The 19,144-nt window shown below is 55.9% G+C and carries 20 protein-coding genes; 14 read left to right on the plus strand and 6 right to left on the minus strand.

What is annotated here, in order from left to right:
• Positions 1-179 precede the first annotated feature (179 nt).
• Both RCF31_RS10775 and RCF31_RS10780 read left to right on the plus strand, forming a co-directional pair.
• Positions 180-1,691, plus strand: coding sequence for a sialate:H+ symport family MFS transporter (locus RCF31_RS10775; RefSeq protein ID WP_416410343.1), 1,512 nt, complete (start codon positions 180-182; stop codon positions 1,689-1,691).
• 11 nt (positions 1,692-1,702) lie between these two features.
• On the plus strand, positions 1,703-2,398 hold the full coding sequence (locus RCF31_RS10780) for an RraA family protein (RefSeq protein WP_299458026.1): 696 nt from the start codon (positions 1,703-1,705) through the stop codon (positions 2,396-2,398).
• A gap of 45 nt (positions 2,399-2,443) precedes the next feature.
• Here RCF31_RS10780 and RCF31_RS10785 read toward each other — a convergent pair whose 3' ends face one another.
• A complete protein-coding gene (locus RCF31_RS10785; RefSeq protein WP_416410345.1) occupies positions 2,444-3,334 on the minus strand; it encodes a DMT family transporter in 891 nt (296 codons plus the stop codon).
• Positions 3,335-3,587: 253 nt separating this feature from the next.
• Here RCF31_RS10785 and RCF31_RS10790 point away from each other — a divergent pair, with 253 nt between their 5' ends.
• Genes RCF31_RS10790 through RCF31_RS10805 form a run of 4 tightly spaced genes read left to right on the plus strand, consistent with a single transcriptional unit; the run spans position 3,588 to position 6,910 of the window.
• Positions 3,588-4,427, plus strand: a complete 840-nt coding sequence (locus tag RCF31_RS10790) for a transporter substrate-binding domain-containing protein (RefSeq protein WP_299458031.1) — start codon at positions 3,588-3,590, stop codon at positions 4,425-4,427.
• Between the two features lie 3 nt (positions 4,428-4,430).
• Positions 4,431-5,138 carry a 5-oxoprolinase subunit PxpB gene (gene pxpB, locus RCF31_RS10795; RefSeq protein WP_416410347.1) on the plus strand — a complete coding sequence of 236 codons (708 nt, stop codon included), beginning with the start codon at positions 4,431-4,433 and terminating at the stop codon, positions 5,136-5,138.
• Positions 5,135-6,121, plus strand: coding sequence for a biotin-dependent carboxyltransferase family protein (locus RCF31_RS10800; protein ID WP_416410349.1), 987 nt, complete (start codon positions 5,135-5,137; stop codon positions 6,119-6,121). The genes pxpB and RCF31_RS10800 overlap by 4 nt, the downstream gene beginning before the upstream one ends.
• A 21-nt stretch (positions 6,122-6,142) precedes the next feature.
• Entirely contained in the window at positions 6,143-6,910 is a 768-nt protein-coding gene (locus RCF31_RS10805) for a 5-oxoprolinase subunit PxpA (protein WP_416410351.1), read from the plus strand.
• 53 nt (positions 6,911-6,963) lie between these two features.
• Here RCF31_RS10805 and RCF31_RS10810 read toward each other — a convergent pair whose 3' ends face one another.
• A complete protein-coding gene (locus RCF31_RS10810) occupies positions 6,964-8,172 on the minus strand; it encodes a pyridoxal phosphate-dependent aminotransferase (protein ID WP_299458037.1) in 1,209 nt (402 codons plus the stop codon).
• A 24-nt stretch (positions 8,173-8,196) separates the two neighbouring features.
• The gene (locus tag RCF31_RS10815; protein ID WP_416410353.1) at positions 8,197-8,466 is read right to left on the minus strand and encodes a hypothetical protein; all 270 of its coding nucleotides are present in this window, start codon (positions 8,464-8,466) and stop codon (positions 8,197-8,199) included.
• A gap of 199 nt (positions 8,467-8,665) precedes the next feature.
• Between RCF31_RS10815 and nac the strand changes: the two genes are divergently transcribed.
• From nac to RCF31_RS10855, 8 genes are all read left to right on the plus strand, one after another.
• Positions 8,666-9,589, plus strand: a complete 924-nt coding sequence (gene nac / locus RCF31_RS10820; RefSeq protein ID WP_416410354.1) for a nitrogen assimilation transcriptional regulator NAC — start codon at positions 8,666-8,668, stop codon at positions 9,587-9,589.
• A gap of 119 nt (positions 9,590-9,708) precedes the next feature.
• Complete coding sequence (locus RCF31_RS10825; protein WP_416410356.1) at positions 9,709-10,140, plus strand: acetyl-CoA carboxylase biotin carboxyl carrier protein; 432 nt, start codon at positions 9,709-9,711, stop codon at positions 10,138-10,140.
• A 119-nt stretch (positions 10,141-10,259) separates the two neighbouring features.
• Positions 10,260-11,012, plus strand: coding sequence for an SDR family oxidoreductase (locus tag RCF31_RS10830; RefSeq protein ID WP_416410358.1), 753 nt, complete (start codon positions 10,260-10,262; stop codon positions 11,010-11,012).
• A gap of 12 nt (positions 11,013-11,024) precedes the next feature.
• Positions 11,025-11,720, plus strand: coding sequence for an amino acid ABC transporter permease (locus RCF31_RS10835; protein ID WP_313683054.1), 696 nt, complete (start codon positions 11,025-11,027; stop codon positions 11,718-11,720).
• A 5-nt stretch (positions 11,721-11,725) separates the two neighbouring features.
• On the plus strand, positions 11,726-12,481 hold the full coding sequence (locus tag RCF31_RS10840) for an amino acid ABC transporter permease (RefSeq protein WP_416410361.1): 756 nt from the start codon (positions 11,726-11,728) through the stop codon (positions 12,479-12,481).
• 9 nt (positions 12,482-12,490) lie between these two features.
• The gene (locus RCF31_RS10845) at positions 12,491-13,228 is read left to right on the plus strand and encodes an amino acid ABC transporter ATP-binding protein (protein ID WP_416410363.1); all 738 of its coding nucleotides are present in this window, start codon (positions 12,491-12,493) and stop codon (positions 13,226-13,228) included.
• A gap of 172 nt (positions 13,229-13,400) precedes the next feature.
• On the plus strand, positions 13,401-14,531 hold the full coding sequence (locus tag RCF31_RS10850) for a hypothetical protein (protein ID WP_416410365.1): 1,131 nt from the start codon (positions 13,401-13,403) through the stop codon (positions 14,529-14,531).
• Positions 14,532-14,589: 58 nt separating this feature from the next.
• The gene (locus RCF31_RS10855; protein WP_416410367.1) at positions 14,590-15,720 is read left to right on the plus strand and encodes a hypothetical protein; all 1,131 of its coding nucleotides are present in this window, start codon (positions 14,590-14,592) and stop codon (positions 15,718-15,720) included.
• A gap of 88 nt (positions 15,721-15,808) precedes the next feature.
• Here RCF31_RS10855 and RCF31_RS10860 read toward each other — a convergent pair whose 3' ends face one another.
• From RCF31_RS10860 to RCF31_RS10870, 3 genes are all read right to left on the minus strand, one after another.
• The gene (locus RCF31_RS10860) at positions 15,809-16,978 is read right to left on the minus strand and encodes a Gfo/Idh/MocA family protein (protein ID WP_416410369.1); all 1,170 of its coding nucleotides are present in this window, start codon (positions 16,976-16,978) and stop codon (positions 15,809-15,811) included.
• Between the two features lie 10 nt (positions 16,979-16,988).
• On the minus strand, positions 16,989-17,912 hold the full coding sequence (locus RCF31_RS10865) for a TIM barrel protein (RefSeq protein WP_416410371.1): 924 nt from the start codon (positions 17,910-17,912) through the stop codon (positions 16,989-16,991).
• 189 nt (positions 17,913-18,101) lie between these two features.
• Positions 18,102-19,130: a LacI family DNA-binding transcriptional regulator gene (locus tag RCF31_RS10870; RefSeq protein ID WP_416410373.1), complete on the minus strand. Its 1,029-nt coding sequence runs from the start codon at positions 19,128-19,130 to the stop codon at positions 18,102-18,104.
• Positions 19,131-19,144 lie beyond the last annotated feature (14 nt).

A 19,144-nucleotide genomic window follows, 5' to 3' on the forward strand; every position in this document is an offset into this window, starting at 1 on the left:
TGCGTTAAATCAAGGCGGAATTTTATTTCGTGATCACCCCGCTGTTAGCCGTAACACAACATCCGTAACACGTTATTTATCCGGTAGGCTTCTCCAAACAGAAAAATAAATACTCTGAACCGGACGTGCCTGCACGCCCCTTATTCCTCTTACCCTATAAATCGCATCAGGAGCCAGCCATGCCTGAAGAAACTTCGCTATTACCCTGGTACAAACGGCTGAATCGCCAGCAATGGAAAGCGTTCTGGGCCGCATGGATGGGTTATATGCTGGATGGTTTTGATTTCGTCATTATTACGTTAGTGCTGACGGAAATAATGGCGGAATTTAATGTCAGTACCGCGGAAGCGGCAGCGTTAATTTCTGCGGCTTTTATTTTGCGGTGGTTTGGTGGATTGGCCCTCGGCGCCATGGGCGACAAATACGGACGTAAAAGTGCGATGATCACCAGCATTATATTATTTGCTGGTGGCACCTTAGCCTGTGGTATTGCTCCCAACTATACCTGGATGTTTATCGCCCGCATTTTGGTGGGTATTGGCATGGCCGGAGAATATGGCACCAGCTCGGCTTATGCCATCGAAACCTGGCCGAAAGATATGCGTAACAAAGCCAGTGCCTTCCTCAACTCCGGCTTCTCGGCTGGCGCGATTCTCTCGGTGCTGGCGTACAGTTGGGTGGTACCGCTGTGGGGCTGGCGCTCGCTGTTTTACCTCGGCATCATCCCGGTGTTTTACGCCCTGTGGCTGCGCCGGGCCATCCCGGAAGCCGAAGAGTGGGCAGCGGCCAAAGCCAAAGCGGCAACACCGACAGAAACCATGGTGGATACGCTGTTTCGCGGACCAAATCGCCTGCGCAATGCCCTCAACCTGCTGCTGGGTTTGCTGGCTGCGGCGGCGCTCTACTTCTGCTTTGATCATCAAACGTCCGGGCTAATGACAGCGGTGCTAGCCGTCATCACCGCCGCGATCTTTATCCGCTTTCTGATACAAAGTGGTGGGGATCGCTGGCCCACCAGCCTGATGCTCACCGTCACTATCGTCTGCGTGTTTCTCTACGGCTGGCCGATCCACGCACTGCTGCCGACCTACCTGAAAACCGAGCTGCATTATTCGCCAGAGGTGGTAGCACTGGTGTTCTCTTTTAGCCGCTTCGGCATGGGACTCGGCTGCTGCGTGGCAGGCATTGCCGCTGACCGCATCGGCACCCGCAAAACCTATGTCCTGAGCCTGCTGATTGCCCAGATGATCATCATCCCGGTGTTTATGCTGAACGGCTCCAGCGTCTGGTTGCTGTGTCTGCTGATCTTCCTGCAACAGCTGTTTAGCCAGGGGGTCGGTGGCCTGCTGGCGAAGATGATCAGCGGCTACTTCGATACCGAACAACGCGCCGCTAACCTCAGCTTTATCTACAACATTGGTTCACTCGGCGGCGCGCTGGCACCGGTGCTGGGGGCGCTGATCGCCCAGCACGCGTCACTCGGCAGCGCCCTGAGCGGCCTGTCCTTCGGCCTGACCTTCGTGGTGATGCTGTTGATTGGTTTTGATATGCCTTCCCGTATGCAGCGCTGGCTGAAGCCACAGGCAGTGCGTCACTACGACACCGTCGATGGCACTCCACTTTCTGGTGCGTTCACCCGTGAAGAACGTGCCGCTGAACACCTTACCCCGATTAACTCAGGCAAACCCTGAAAGGAGACCCTATGACCGCAGGAAACCGTATTTATTTACGCCGCCCGAATGACGCTGAGCCGCTGCTGGAGGCGTTTCGCACCCTGCCCGCCGCCGTCGTGGCGGATTGTATGAGCCGCCTGCCCGCGCTCGCGGCGGAGATCAACCTGAAAACCGCGCCAAAAAAACCGATTATGTGCGGACTCGCCGTCACGGTAAAAGCCCGCTCGGGCGATAACCTGATGCTGCATAAAGCCATGGATATCGCCGGTCGTAACGATGTGATTATCCTGTCGAATGAAGGCGATCGCAGTCAGTCACTGATGGGAGAAGTGATGGCGACGTATGCCAGACAGCGTGGCATGGAAGGCATTGTGCTGGATGGTCCGGTGCGTGATATCGAGGGTTTATCGCGTATGGATTTCCCGATCTACGCGGCAGGTGTCACACCGGGTGGCCCGTTTAAAGATGGACCGGGCGAAATCAACGTACCGATTGCCTGTGGCAAAATCCACGTCGCGCCGGGCGATATTATCCTTGGCGATGCCGACGGGGTGATTGTTGTTCCCCGCCAGGATGCGGCGCGCATTCTGGAAGATGCGCTGGCCTATTTACAGGTGGATGAGCGCAATTTCGAGCTGGCGAAAACCGGCTCGCTGGAGCGCGGCTGGCTGGATGAAACGCTACGTAATAAGCAGGTAGAAATCATCGACGATATCTACCGCTGACCGTTATGGTGCGATAAATCGCTCCCATGGGGTGCGGTTTATCGTTCAGGCCACCGCCAGTTTGCGCTGCTCGCGCCACACGGCAAAAATCCCCGCCAGCGCCACAATGGCGGCCCCCATTAGCGTGCTTTGCCCTGGCAGGCTGTCAAGGAACAGATAACCTACCACCATCGACCATACCAGCGTGGTGTAATCGAACGGCGCAAGCAGCGACGCATCGGCATAGCGCAGGCTGAGGGTCACCAGAATCTGTGCCATGCCGCCAAATAACCCGCAGCCAATCAGCAGTAACAGCTGCGTGCCGCCGGGCATCGTCCAGCCAAACAACGCGGTGGCGAGGCCGATCATCGTGGTCATCAGCGAAAAATAGAACACAATCGCGCCCGGCTGTTCGATACCGTTGAGAAAACGAATTTGCACGTTAGAAATGGCGGTACACAGGGCGGCGACCAGCGCACAGAGCACGCCAATCCCGGCGCTGGCGTGGGCCACGCTGCCGGAAAACAACGTCAGTTTAGAAGACAGCATAATCAGAATGCCGGAAAGCCCCACCACCACTGCCAGCCAGCGCGAAGCCCGCACCCGCTCTTTCAGCAACAGCGCCGCCATGATCACGGTAAATAAGGGAGCGGCATAGCTGAGTGCGGTGGCATCGGCCAGCGAGATATAAACCAGCGCCAGATAGTTGAAATACATGCCGCCGGTGCCGGAAAAGCCGCGAATCAAATGACCGAACAAATTACGCGTCTTCAGGCTGGCCAGCACGTTCCCCTGGATTTTCAGCCACAGCAGCAGGGGAAACAGCGCCACAAAACTGCGGAAAAAGATCACTTCACCGGTGGGAATGGTGCCATTCAGTCCCTTCACGCACGCCAGCATCAGAGTAGAACACAGCGCCGCCAATATCTTCAGTAATACGCCTAATCGGGCATTCATTGCTTTAACCTTACTCTCTCTCTGCCAGTCACCTGTCGGCAGGACAACGTGTCTACGTTAGGGAGAGAGCGGCGTGCGCGATAACACTATTTTGTTCTGCCTGAATAGCAATAACTTATCGCCAGCAGTCATAGCATTTCGCTATCGCGCGACAGGGTTTCCCTCTTATTCGCTTTAAAACAAAGCCGATATAGTCCGGGAAAAGTGAACATTTCCCGGCGCAGCCGCGATAACCATCATTGAGGGGCACCACATGACCATGAAAAGACGTACCACCATCGGGCTGGCGCTGCTGCCGCTGCTGGCTATCGCTTCCGCCCATGCTGATCTGATGGCAAACATTAAATCGAGCGGTGAACTCAAATGCGCGGTGTATTCCGATGTGCCGCCCTTCTCCTCACCAGACCCGCAAACCCGTCAGCTGGCTGGTATGGATGTGGATTTGTGTCATGCGCTGGCAAAACAGATGGGCGTCAAAGCCACGCTGGTGCCAACCTCGGTGGAAGCGCGTATCGCGGTGATCGCCACCGGTCGTGCTGATGTGTTGATCGCCAACCTCGCCTACACCAAAACCCGTGGCAGCCAGATTCAGTTCAGTGACCCCTACTACGTCGCCAAAGAAATGCTGCTGGTGAAAGCGCCGCTGGCCGACAAGCCGCTCAGCTATTTCAAAGGTAAGCGCATCAGCGCCACCAAAGGCACCACCTCGGAACAGTCGATCTACCTGAAAGGGGCCAAAGCGGTCACTTTCCAGGATTCCGCCTCCGCCTTCCTGGCTGTTGAACAGAACAAAGCGCTGGGCTTTGTCACCAACACCATGACCGGCATCAAAATGATCACCCAGGCGAAAAAAGACGGTATCGACCTCGCGATGATCAAAGAACCGATGGCGCTGGAGCCGATTGGCATCGGTATGAAACGTGATGAGCCCGCCCTGCTTGCCAGCGTGAACAGCGGCCTGAAAGCCATGGACGATGACGGCACCATCGACAAAATCTGGGACACCTGGATTGGGCCTAATACCGAATACAAAATGGTGCGTGAGGAACGCGTACAGCCGCTCGCCAGTCTGAAATTCGAACCGCTGGAATAACCCATGCCCGTGATGTCAAAAACGGATATCCAGCCTGCCAGTGCCCCGGCGCTGGCAGGTGCCACCATTACTCTCTCCACCATTGGCGCGCGCGCCTGGCTGGTTGAAGCACCGGGGGGGTTTGATCTGCCCTCGCAGCGCCGCGTCTGGTCGCTGGCACGTCTGCTGGCGGGCGATGACGACGTGGAGGCGCTGATCCCTGGCGTCACCAATCTGCTGGTGCTGTTTCGTCATATCCCAGCGGATGAAACCCGGGTGCGCGCCAGGCTGCATGCGGCCTGGGAGCAGGCGCAGGCGGTGCATCCGCAGGGCAAACTGATTGAGATTCCGGTGGATTACGGCGGTGAACACGCTATCGATCTCGATGCGGTCTGCCGCCATACCGGCTTCAGCGCGCGCGAAGTGGTACGTCGTCATCATCAAAACGAATACACCGTGTTTGCGCTCGGCAGCGCACCAGGCTTTGGCTATCTGCACGGGCTGGATCCCCAGCTGGCAACGCCGCGTAAAAAAGTCCCCTCCCTCAGCATGCTGAAAGGCACCGTCACCATCGGTGGCGCGCAGGCAGGGGTTTCGGCGCTAACCGGACCGAACGGCTGGAACGCCATCGGCTATGCCGAGCTGGAGGTGTTTGACCCGCTGGCGGATTCCCCGGCGCTGATGGCACCCGGCGACCGCATCCGCTTTCTGCCGCAGAGGATTGAGCTGTGATTGAGATTGAACAGAGCGGCGCGCTCAATACGGTGCAGGACCTGGGGCGTTTTCAATACCGCCATATGGGGGTGTCGGTCAGCGGCGTGATGGACCCGCTGGCGCTGCGCGCGGGGAATCTGCTGCTCGGCAACGACGAGAACGCTGCAGCAATTGAAGTGCAGCTGTTTCCGTTTCGCGTGCGCTTTTTGCAGGACACCAGCATCGCCGTAACCGGGGCCGACTGCCGCGCCACGCTGGACGGCAAGCCGCTGCCGCCCTGGTGGGGCTGCGGTGTGAAAGCCGGACAGGTGTTGGAGCTGCGTTATCCGCGCAGCGGTGCACGCGGTTATCTGTGCATCAGTGGCGGCATTGATGTGCCGGTGGTACTGAATTCGCGCAGCACCGCGCTACGTGGCGCATTTGGCGGGCATCATGGCCGGGCATTGCAGCGCGGCGACCAGCTGGCACTCGGTGCCGGAAGTGGCCCGGCCCTGCCTGGTTCCGGCATCGGCATTGAACCGCCGGAAAGCGCACTGCGCGCGCTGTTTCCCCGCAACAATGCGGGCGAAATCCAGCTACGCGCCATCCCGTCCGGGGAATATCACCTGTTTGCCGCCGATGCGGCCCGTTTCTGGCAGCAATCCTGGCAGATATCGAACCAAAGCAACCGCACCGGTTACCGGCTGGCAGGGGATCCGATCTTCCCGTCACAAACGGTGGAGATGCGATCGTACGGTCTGATCCCCGGCATCGTACAAGTGCCGCCAGCGGGTGAACCGATCATTCAGCTGAGCGATGCCAACACTGCCGGGGGCTATCCCAAGATCGCCGGGGTGATCGAACAGGATCTGTGGCGACTCGGCCAGGTGCTGCCGGGCCAGTCGATCCAGTTAGTGAAAAGTGATGCGCGTGAAGCCATCGCCATCGAGCAGGAAGTCGCGCACTGGCTCACCCGGCTGCGTCTGAGCTGCCTGCCGCTGCGCAAGGCCATCAGCGCTTAACCAGAGCAAGGACCCGATACGATGAAGATTGATGTTAATTCCGACATGGGAGAAGGCTTCGGCGTGTATCAGCTGTGCGATGATGCTGCGCTGATGAAGGTGGTGTCATCGGCCAATATCGCCTGCGGTTTTCATGCTGGCGATCCGGCGATCATGACCAAAATGGTTCGGCTGGCAAAGCAGCATGGCGTCGGCATTGGTGCGCATCCGGGCCTGCCGGATCGCCAGGGATTTGGCCGCCGTGAGCTGCCGTTTTCCGCTGACGAGATTTGCCAGCAGGTGGCCTATCAGCTGGGTGCGTTGATGGCGATCGCCCGCGCCGAAGGCACAACAGTGGCACATTTAAGCTTCCATGCCGCGATGGGTAATATCGTCAATCGCGACGAAAAGCTGGCACAGCAGGTGATGGCGCTGGTAGCCCGCATCGACAGTTCGCTGATTATCTTCGCCCAGCCGGATACCCTTATTGAACGCGCCGCGCAGGCGGCAGGATTAAAAACCCTGACGCTATTCCTCGCTGATCGCGCCTACGATGCCCAGGGGCGTCTGGTGCCACGCGGTGTGGCGGGTTCGGTAATTAACGAGGAAAGCGCGCTGCGCGCCAGGGTGCGGCAGTTTCTGCAACAGGGCACCGTCACCACCATCGAAGGTGAAGAACTGGCCGTGCGTGCGCGTTCGATTCTGGTCCACAGCGATACCCCCGGTTCGCTGGCACTCGCCAGCATTGTACGCAGCGAAGTGGAGGCCAGCGGCCACCAGGTAGCACCAGCGGCTGAGGTGGTAGCATAATTCACCAACAAAAACGGTCGCCCTGAAGCGACCGTTTTTTTATCCATCCCTCATCAGGCTTCACGGCAACCGGCACAAAACGCCGCGATACGGTCACAGCCGGTCTGTAAACGTTCCATACTGGTGGCGTAGGAGAGACGAATAAACGGACTCATGCCATAGGCCGCCCCCTGCACCGTCACCACATGTTGTTCCTCAATCAAGGCCAGCACAAAATCCGCATCGTTATTGATGTGACGGCCACCGGCGCTGACTTTGCCGATATACCCATTGATATTCACAAACAGGTAAAACGCCCCCTGCGGTCGGTGACAACGCAGGCCATCGATCGAGGTCAAACGTTCCAGCACATAATCACGACGTTCGCGGTAGATACGTGCGCGTTCCTGCAATAAATCCTGCGGACCTTCCAGCACCGCAACCGCTGCCGCCTGGGTCAGGGTGGTGACGCCGCCGCTGTTCTGGGTGTTGACGTTACTCATCGCCTTAATCAGCGTTGCCGGGCCGCCACAGAAGCCGAGACGCCAGCCGGTCATGGAATACGCTTTTGATACACCATTTACCGTCAGCACGCGGTCATACAGACGCGGTTCCACCTGCGCCAGGGTGTAAAAACGCACGTCGTCATAAATCAGGTGTTCGTAGATATCATCCGTCATGATCCACATCTGCGGGTGGCGCAGCAGTACCTCGCCCAGCGCCTGTAACTCCGCTTTGCTCGCCACAGAACCGGTCGGGTTGCCTGGGTAGTTAAGCAACAACCATTTGGTTTTGTCGGTAATCGCTGCGTCCAGCTGTTCCGGTAGCGGCTTGAAACCGTTTTCCTGGGCACAGGGCAGCGGCACCGGAATCCCCCCAGCGAACTTCACGATGTCGGCATAGCTGATCCACGATGGCGTCGGGATCACCACTTCATCACCGGGATTAATGGTCGCCAGCATAGCGTTAAAGATGATCTGCTTGGCACCGCCTGCCGTCAGGATCTGGCTGATATCGTAATCCAGCTGGTTATCACGTTTGAATTTCCGCTGAATCGCCTGGCGCAGTGCCGGGGTGCCATCGGTGGGCGGGTAACGGGTATCTCCGGCGCGGGCCGCCGCGTAGGCCGCCTCGATGGCGTGATCCGGCGTCGGGAAGTCTGGCTCCCCGGTGGAAAGTGCCACGACATCAATCCCCTGCGCTGCGAGATCGCGTGCTTTCTGGGTCATGGCGACGGAGGCGGAAACAGTGACATTCTTGAGTCGATCGGCTATCTCGGGCATGGGGAACATTTCCTGATCTCAGGGTCAGCAGAAACGGCGCAGCACGCCGAAACGCGCAGGGCCAGCAAGGTTCTCTGAGGATAGGTTTTTGCCCGAAGCCACCGTTAATAGAGCTTTGTTGTGGTGATATAACACAAAACGATGACTGGAGCGGTCGCACACTTTGGCCGCAAATCCAGCGCTTTGCGCGGAAATGCGCGGCGGGTCACGCCGCTGCTGCCGCGGATATGTTAAAAAAGTGTTACTTTTAGTTGTTTTTACGCGCCATCCCGGCGCATCGCTGTCGTCAGCCATTGGTAACGCTGATGGGAAAACGCACCAAAATGGTGCGAAACACCCGGTCTGAACATTTATTGAACAGGCCGGGAGTCAACTCAGCAAAAGCCTTAGGAGGCACACTGGCTGTACCCTCCTGTCTGAGTTCAATCACTAAACCTTATTCTGGCATCAACTTTGCTTGATGCTGATATGCGTTCCGCTGGAGGGAGTGACCATGAATCTTCGCCGTCTTAAATATTTTGTCAAAATTGTCGATGTCGGCAGTCTGACGCAGGCCGCCGATATTTTGCATATCGCCCAGCCTGCCCTGAGCCAGCAGCTGGCGACCCTGGAAGGGGAAGTGAATCAGCAGCTGCTGATCCGCACCAAGCGCGGCGTCACGCCCACCGAAGCGGGTAAAACGCTCTATTCACATGCCCAGTCCATTTTGCGCCAGTGCGAACAGGCGCAAAGTGCGATTGATCGTGTCGGCGCGTCGCTTAGCGGCAGCGTCTCTGTCGGCCTGGCGCCGGGCACGGCGGCACAAAACCTGGCCCTGCCGCTGATGATGGAAGTGCAGCAGCAGCATCCCGGCATCGTGTTGTATTTCAATGAGAACTTCGGCACCACGCTGAGTGAACTGATCATGAATGGCCGCATGGACATGGCGGTGATCTATGACCATCGCAACATCCACGGTCTGCGTTTTATGCCACTGATGAAGGAAGATTTGTGCTTCGTTTGCCCCTTCAGCCTCGCGAAACCGATGAAGGAGATCCGTCTGGCGGAAGTGGCGAAATACGATCTGTTCCTGCCGCGTATCTATAACATCATGCGCAAAGTGCTGGACGATGCCTTTGTGCAGAACAACCTGCAATATCAGGTGAAATGCGAAATCGAATCGCAAACCACCCTCAATGCAGCCCTCTCCGCCGGGCTGGGCGCGACCATCATGCCGGAATCCGCCGCGCGGGCGATGCTGAAAAATGCCGATGCGTGGATGGCGAAGATTGTCGAACCGGATGTGCAGGCGTCGCTTTCCTTCTGCATGTCCGATCACCTGCCGCTGTCGCAACCGGCAGAAGCGGTGAAAACAATTCTGCTGTCGCTGATGTCACGCCGCAACGTGGAGAACCATCCCCTGACGCTGGTGGGATAAGCCTCGCTTATTACCGCAAAGCGAAACCCTCTTACTGCCCGTCTGACGAACGCGCTAGATTGACGGCATAGCTGCCCGCTTCGGCGGGCTTTGTCGTCTTTTGCTTTGACGGGAACCTCATGGAAAAAACCGCAATACCGCTGCCGACGCTGCGCGCTATCGCGCGCCGGATGCGCCGTTCCGGGCTGAGCCGCCTGGAGCTGGGCGGTAAAGACTGGTCGGTACGACTGACTTTCGCCCCCTTGCCCCCTGCTCCCCCTCCGGCCCCGGAGGTCATCCCGAGCAGCAGCACCCATGCTGTCACAGCAACGATGCCGGGCACTCTGCTGCTGCGCCATCCGCTCAGCCAGCAGGATTTTGTACAGCCCGGCCAGCAGGTGCAACCCGAGGAGGTGCTGGCACTGGTGCAGGTGGGTCCGCTGTATTTGCCCGTCATCAGCGCCACGGCTGGCCGGGTGGAAAATGTCACGGCAGACGGCGGCTCGCCTGTGGAATACAACCAGGAAATCATGATAATTCATCAGGATAACCCCGCACTCCCGCGGTTATAAGGGTCGCTTATTGCCTCAAAATTTTTATGTCTTATCCCCGTACCACATAACTGCATAAAGTCAGAAAAAGATCAGAAACGCGCCACAGCCAACAGGCCCGGCGATGACAGGAGAGGCAAATGCCATTTTCAGATTACAAAACCGCACTGGTCACCGGCGCATCAGCCGGGATGGGTGAAGCGATTGTTGAACGTCTGTGCCAGGAAGGGATCACCGTTCACGCCGTAGCGCGCCGCAAAGAACAGCTGGCGGCGCTGGCGGAACGCACCGGCTGCATTCCACACGCAGTGGATGTCAGCGATCTCAGCGCGCTGACGGCGCTGTGTCAGGACCTGCAAATCGACATTCTGGTCAACAACGCCGGGTTGTCGCATCCGGGCTCGATTCTCGATGCCGATGAAAACGTGATTGAAAGCCAGGTGGATGTGAACCTGCGCGCGGTGCTGCATCTGTGCCGTTTGCTGGTGCCGGGCATGGTGGCTCGCGATCGTGGCCATGTGTTCAACATCACCTCCATTGCCGCCATCTACAACTTTGGCGGTAACTCGGTGTACCACGCCACCAAAGCCGGGGTGCACGCCCTGTCGCGCCAGTTGCGCGTCGATTGTTATGGCAAGCGGGTGCGCATCACCGAAATCTGCCCGGGCCGCGTTGCGACCGACATCTTCGGTAATGTCTCGGGCGATCACGAAGATGCGCGTCGCCGTTTTATTGACGGCTTTGAGCTGCCGCAGGCAAAAGATATCGCCGACTGCGTCGCCTTTGCCCTGGCGGCACCGGTGGCGGTGAATATCGGCAATATCGAGATCACCCCAACGTTGCAGGTGCCGGGCGGCCTTTCCACCATGCGACCGGGCGACCGCGCCGAGTAACGAGGTAAAACTATGGCACTCGATTTCAGCAGTGTGATAACCGGCCACTTCGGCCAGATGATCGTCGATGGAACGGTTGTCACCCTTGAACTGGCGTTGGGTGCCTGGCTGCTGGCAATGGTCCTCGCCATGCTGCTGGTGATCATCCGCCTGACCAATCAACGCATTGCCGTCGGGCTGGTGAAAGCCTATGTCTCGTATCACCGCAATGTGCCAACGCTGATTCAATTGATGATGTGGTATTTCGCTATTCCGACGTTGCTGCCGGAAGCGCTGCAAATGTGGATTAACGACTACAACGCCGAATTTCTGTTCTCGCTGGTGGCACTTGGCCTGTGCCAGGCCGCCTACTTCTCGGAAGATATCCGCAGCGGCCTGCGCGCCATCCCGGATGGGCAAAACGAAGCCGCGCGTGCGCTTGGCATGAGCTTTGTGCGCGCCATGTGGTCGGTGATCCTGCCGCAGGGCATTCGTAATGCGCTGCCATCGTTAATCAACCATACGGTGCTGCTGTTCAAAAACACCAGCCTGGCGATGGTAATTGGCGTGGCGGAACTGACTTATGTGACGCGCGACATCGAGAACCAGACCTTCCGCACCTTCGAGGCCTATTTTGTCGCCACCATTGGCTATCTGTTCTTCTCCCTGTTGCTGATGGGCCTTGGCGCGCTGCTGGCCCGCCGCTTTCAGCGCGTCTATGCGAGGTAATGGCGATGCTTGAGATGTTCACCATTTTGCATAACAACGGCATGCTGCTGTTAATGGGCCAGTATCCGAACGGGCCACTGGGCGGGGTGCTCTGCACCCTGTTGATCTCGCTGCTGGCAGTGCTGTTCGCCTTTCCGGTGGGCGTGCTGCTGGGGCTGGCGCGCCTGTCGCCATGGCGCTGGCTGAGCTGGCCCGCCACCTGCTGGGTCTATCTGCTGCGCGGCATCCCGCTGATGATGGTGGTGTTCTGGACCTACTTCTGTGTGCCGCTGCTGATTGGTCACAACATCAGTGGCTTCACCACCATGCTGTGTACGCTGGTGATTTATGAAAGCGCTTATATCGCCGAAATCGTCCGCGGCGGCATTCAGGCGTTGCCGCACGGCCAGTATGAGGCGGCGCGCGCACTCGGCATGGGGCATATTAAAACCCTGCGTCTGGTGATCCTGCCACAGGCGCTGTTTAACACCCTGCCCAGCCTGGTGAGCCAGCTGGTGTCGATCATTAAAGACAGCACCCTCGGCTACGTGATCAACGTGCCAGAGCTGACCTTCGCCGCCAACCAGGTGAGTAACCAGTTGCTGACCAAACCTTTCCAGGTGTTCGCCATCGTGGCGCTGAGCTACTACCTCATCTGCTTCAGCCTGACGTGGCTTGCCAACAAACTGGAAGCGCGACTCGCGCAGAAACGTCGTCAGCCGCCAGTGGAAGCCCCTGGCGTGGCCCCGGCGGTAATGATGACTAAAACCCAATCACAGTAAGGAACGGCTATGCGACCGATGATTCTGTTTAATCAGGTCAACAAATGGTACGGCGCGTATCAGGCGCTGACCGACCTGAGTGCCGAGATCAATCCCGGCGAAGTGGTAGTGGTGTGCGGCCCATCCGGCTCCGGCAAATCAACGCTAATCCGCACCGTCAACCGGCTGGAACCGATCGAAGCCGGCCAGATTGTCTTTGATGGCATCGACATCCACGGCAGCAGCACGCGCCTCAACCAGCTGCGCACGCGTATTGGTTTTGTTTTCCAGAGTTTCAACCTGTTCCCGCATGTGTCGGTGGCAGAGAACATTATGATGTCGCCGATGAAGGTGCTCGGGGTGAAACGTTCTGAAGCGCGTCAGCTGGCGGGGGAGCTGCTGGAGCGGGTCGGGCTGTCGCACAAGGCGGATGCCTGGCCGGCGCAGCTGTCGGGTGGTCAGCAGCAACGCGTGGCAATTGCCCGTGCGCTGGCGATGAAGCCGCCGGTGATGCTGTTTGATGAGCCGACATCAGCACTCGACCCGGAAATGGTCGGTGAAGTGTTGTCAGTGATGCGCGGCCTGGCGCAGGAAGGCATGACGATGATGTGCGTCACTCACGAGATGAATTTTGCCCGTGAAGTGGCCGACACCATCTGGTTTATGGATCAAGGCCAGATTCTGGAAAAAGCCACGCCGGAAAAATTCTTCACCCAACCGCAACACCCGCGCGCCCAGCGCTTTTTAAGTGATTTACGATCCCATTGATTCAGGTGGCGCGATTTATCGCGCCACCTCTTTCACCTTCTCAGCATCTGATATTTTATGATATTTCCCTGAAATCAATTCCCGTTCCCTCGCCTTCACGTTAATTTTTATACGCTTTAATCCACTTCACTGGTCTGACAGACAGTTTCTGCCTATACAAAGGAATGATTTTATGAGCGTAGGAGCCATTTCAACTTCATACGGGACGACGGCAAATAATATTGAAACGAACTGGCATTTTGTGCAGTGCCACAGCGGAGGGATTACCCCCGTTAATTTAAGCAATTACATCATCGATATTGCGGTGACTAACAGCAATGATATCACGCTTGATAATTGTAAAGTGGGGATTAAGAATAGAGAACCAGAAAAATGGGAAGTGATTTTCTCATCTGATGGCCGGGTGAAACTGAATGAATGCACGATTAAAGGCATCGTCTACGCCCCCAATGGTGATACCGAGATCGAAAAATGTTTAATTCAGGGGAAAGTTGATGGCAGAAGCGCGCCTGTCACCTTAATAACCACGGAAATCAGAAGCCCGGATTACACAAAATACGCAACGGTACCTGAATCAGGATTTGGCGAGTGGATAAACGCTCTCAAAGATCATGATGATGAAATTTATCAGTTTACTACCACTGACATCGAACGTTACAGCAACCTGCTGGAAATGAATACTGAACGTTACGGATTATATCACATTGCAATTTCGACCGACGATAACGATATCGAATGCCGGCAACAATGCAAAATATATGGTGATATAATTAACGACGTCCTGGATATTGAAAACCCGACCAGAGATATTAAGGTTTTTGATTCAATGATCGCCGGGAGCATTGTAAACCGCACCGGCAGCACATTGCTGGAAAGAAGCAGTGCAAAAGCCGTTTATAGTAATACACAAAAAACCGAGGTAAATAACTCAGATGTCGGTTTTATTTATAGCGTAAACAGTGATACGCATATTAATAACCATTCTGTCATCAAACATGGCGCAATGCTGGGAGGCATGATGAACAGGATTTCATCCTCAACTCTCCATGGCTCCGTGCAGCTGAAGGGACAAACTCTGACTATCGAAGACCACTCCATCATTGATAAGGTTTGTTTACCGCAACCCCATGAAGTCAGAGGAGAGTTCGATTTTACTGAGATCAGACTTAACAGTGGCTCCACGCTTCATGCTATCGAAACTGAAGGACAGCGGTGTCGCTTATTTATTGGAAAAGATGCTGTCTTTACCCCCCTGAATACTGGGGAACCCATCCCTGCCAATGTGGAAATTCATTTTATTTAACTTTATGCTCTGGTCGTCATCAATGGCGACCAGTCGCTATTAATATAAGGGAATGATGATGAGCATAAGTTCTATTTCGGCCTCACCCGGCGCCGTAGCCAGAGACTCTGTCGGTGGCTGGGGATTTGCGGATTCAAGATATGAAACCAGTTATATTCGTTTAGGCAGAAACATTATCAATTATGATATTGATTGCACTAGCAGCATCACCCTGTTTAATTGCTATGTCGGCGTCAAACATACTGCGCCATCATCGGATGAAGCCGTTTACTCATATCAGGGCGATGTGGAGATGAATAATTGCACCATTAAGGGTGTGGTGAATACGCCCAATGGTTACACCAGGGCGAAAGATAGCTTAATTATCGGAAAAATATCCGGTTCTATCGCCCCCATCTTACTTACCACAACGGAAATCAGAAGTCAGGACTATATAAAGATCGAAGGTACATCGCAACCTGGATTTGGTGCATGGATAAATGATATCAAAGATAGCGATGATGCCATTTATCAATTTAACCTTACTGATGTTGATTATTATAAATCAATGCTGGCACCTGAAGCTAATATTGATTTCGATAGTTTAACGCACCTTGCCATCTTATCTGATGAAAGTAATATTGAATGCTGCGATGGATGTAAAATATACGGGGATATCATTAATCATCTTCATTACATTGAGGATTATAAACACACCATTAATATAATAAAATCTTCGATAACAGGAAGTATTATCAACCGCGCTGGTGATACCCTGCTGGAACAAGCCAGTGCTAAAACCGTTTACACCCTGGCGGGAGTGACGGAGATAAATAATTCCGCGCTGGATTTTATTTATACTGAGAAGAGTGACACACGTATTCATAACCATTCCGTCATCAGACAGGGGGCTATCCTGGGTGGTCAGAATAATGAAATTCTGTCTTCAACCATCAATGGTTCACTGAAACTGCTGGGGCAAACGCTAACGATGCGGGAAAATTCAGTTGTTGATCAGGTCTGCTTACCGTCCCAGGAAGAAGCCAGAGGGGATTTTATTCCCTGTATTACCCTTGAAAGTGGCTCTGTCCTTAATGCCCTTAAAACGCATGGGCAACCCTGTCGTATACGTATTGGTGAAGGGGCCACCTTCACGCTACTGATTAACCCGGAGATTATTCCTGCAAATGTGGAAATTATTTATCTGTAACCTAAAAACCACTCGATAAATCGCGCCGCTACGGTTCTGCATATACGGTTTGTAGCGGCGCAATTTATTGCGCGTACGAATGTTCGATTCAGCAATCAACCCACACCGCACCGGCATCAGCCGACTGCACGCACTGCCCGACCCAGCGCACCCCCATCAGTCCTGCGTGCACATCGGGATACCAGAAGTTCTCCAGGAAAGCCTGATCAGCACGGTCGGTGGCATCCATCGCCAGCGCAAAACGACGATAGAGATTTGACCATGCTTCGAACAGCCCTTCAGGGTGACCGCCGCCAATACGATCCTCCTCTAACGCACGCCCGTACAAATACCCCATGCCGCGTTCCAGAATCTGCACCGGTTCGCCCTGCACTTCGTAACGCAGCTGATTCGGCTGTTCATCCCACCATTCCAGACTGGCCTTCTCGCCGATTACCCGTACCTTTTGGCCGTGCATCGAACCACAATTCACCGCCGAGGCCCACATGGTACCCACCGCGCCGTTGTCATACTCCATCATCACAAAGGCGTTATCCTCCAGCGGTGCGCGGCTTTTGACGAAGCTCTGGCGACTGCACAACAGACGTTTGACCTTCAGCTTCGGCACCATCGTTTCAGCGATAAACAGCGGATGGGTAGCGAGATCCCCCAGCACATAACTGGGGCCAACAAAGCGCGGATCGACCCGCCATTTGGTGCTGGGGTTTTGCAGTTCCACCGCCTCGTTATGGAAACCGTGGGCAAACTGCATATTGATAATGCGAATTTCCCCCAGCAGGCCTTCGGCGATCATCTCCCGTGCCTGATGAATCAACTGATGACCGGCATAACCGTAAGTCACCCCGATGATTTTTTTCTTCTCTGCACAGAGTTTTTCCAGCTCATCAGCCTCAGCAACGGTGAAGCACAGCGGTTTTTCACAGACCACATGCAGCCCGGCGTTTAACGCGGCACGGCAAATGGCGAAATGGGTGTTGTTGGGGGTAGCGATGGAGACCGCCTCGATACCGTCGGCGCGTGCCGCTTCAGCGGCAAACAGGGTTTCATAATCGGGATAGCAGCGATCTGGCGCCACGCCCAGCGCCACGCCAAAGGCCCGGCCACGTTCAGCGTCGATATCGAACGCTCCGGCCTGCAACACAAAATTGCCGTCACGCAGGGCAGCGGAACGATGAATGTAACCAATCTGGCTGGTGCCACCGCCGCCAACCATACCCCAACGCAGTGAACGATCGAGAGCTTTAGTGCCGTTAATCATGATGTTGTCCTCAGAGTCCGACGGATTGCAGATAGTGCAGGCTGGCAGTGACATCGCGCAGGCTGGTGTCAGCATTGCGCGGGTCGCGCTCCTGTTCGATGGTGATCCAGCCCTGATAATTACGTTCCGCCAGGAAGGCGCGCACCGCCGGGTAATCAATCGCCCCTTTACCTATCGGGCACATCACCCCTTCGGCACAGGCGGCAAAGAAATCGACGCCACGGGTGATCACATCCCGCCACACCGCCTCGTTAACGTCTTTGAAGTGCAGATAATCGATGCGATCCCAGTAGCGATTCAGCCAGGTAATCGGGTCCATGCCGGAGTAGTAGAGATGGCCGGTATCGAGGCACAAACCAGCCACCTCATGCGGGATATCCTGCACCAGCTGTTCCAGTTCATCGGCGAATTCAATGCAGCCACCAGCATGGGGATGGATCACCGCACGCACGCCATATTCCTGCCAGGCAATCTCGCTCAGGGTGGTGATGTGCTGCATCATGCGCTGCCAGTCGTCCGTTGCCAGACGCGGCGCTTTATCGGACTGACCGGCATATTTCGCCCGTTCGGGATTACCGAAATCGATAATCACCAGGTAGGGAGCCGGTTGGTTTACGCCGTGGGTTTTCTCTGCTGTCGGCACCTGGGACAGGTTGCGGCAGATGTTATGCGTCAGCTCCACCATCGCTGGGAAATTGGCCGCACTCACCAGGTCGTCAAACAGGGTACCCGCCACCAGCGACAGGTTGTGCAACTCCAGCTGCTGACGCAGTTCGCGGGCATCCACCGGCAGATAGCTCCAGGGGCCAAGCTCAATGCTGCGGTAACCCGCCTGCGCCGCTTCACTCAGGACTTTTTGCCACGGTGGCAGGAAGGGATTTTTCGGATCATCAACGCCCCAGCTACAGGGCGCATTGGCGATATGAATAGTCATGATCGTTCCTTGCTGTGATTGATGGGGCAAGTATCAAATAAAAATTTCATCCTCAACAATCATGAAACTTTCATTTTTTGATAGCGATCATGTTATTTATTATCACAAAAATGATAATTTTCTATCATTTCATATAAAAACAGCGCGATAAATCGCGCCGTTACGCTGTTGTGCGGTTTTTAAACGCCGTTAGAGGTTCTCGCGCGTCACAATATCGAACGGCAACGTCACCTGGGTGAAATGCTCATGGCCCCCGGCCTGCTGCTGTTGCAGCGTTTGTACCAGCGTCAGCGCCAGATCCTCAATGCGATGGCGCAGCATCACCGTGATGGTACCGTCAATCAAGGCCAGATCACCATCACTGACCGGGCCGTGGCAAATCAGCGCCACCCGCCGTTGCGGCTGTTCACGCAGGGCACGGATCACCCCTTCAACCCCACCGCATGGTGCGAAGATCAGAGCCAGATCGGCATGGTCATCCAGCAGGCGGCGCGTCGCCTGATAACCCCCCTCGATCGACTCATGGGTTTTTAACGGTTCCAGCACCCGGCGTGTGCTGTCCTGTTCGCGCAGGTAAGAACGGAAGCTGATTTCGCAGCTTTCCTGGCAGGTAAAACGGTGGTCGCCCACCAGCACAGCCACCGGGCCTGGCTGATGCAGCAAATGCGTTGTCATCCAGCCAGCGGTACGCCCGGCTTTTTGGTTATCCAGCCCGAAGTACCCTGCGTGACCACAGGGGGAGAAATTGGAAAACAGCGCATAAACCTTCACCCCCTGGCGCGATATGCTTTCAATTGCCCGGCGGATCAGCGGATGGTCGAGCGCCACCAACCCAATTGCGTCCACCTGTTGCGCCAGGGTATGCAGCGAGGCCACCACCGCATCAACATCATCAATGTCATGCCAGAAAAACTGCGGTTCGCTGCCTGCCGGATGCAGCGGCTGCGCCTGTGCGCGCAGGGCATCGGTCAGCGACTGATAAAACGAATAGCTTTTTGCCAGCAGAATAAAACCCATACGCAGCGAGACGGCGGACACAGGCTCCCCCGGGTGCAGCAAAGGCATCAGATCAGCGCGATAGCCCATACGGCTCGCCGCCTCCAGCACCTTCTGTTCGGTGGCGGCGCGCACCGGCGCACGGCGATTAAGCACGCGATCAACGGTTGCCACACCGACACCGGCAGCAGCGGCGATGGCATTCATGGTGATTTTACTCATGCCAGATTCCCAGG

Origin of the sequence: Pantoea sp. App145 (assembly GCF_047947045.1) — a bacterium.
In the GTDB taxonomy this organism is placed as follows: domain Bacteria; phylum Pseudomonadota; class Gammaproteobacteria; order Enterobacterales; family Enterobacteriaceae; genus Pantoea.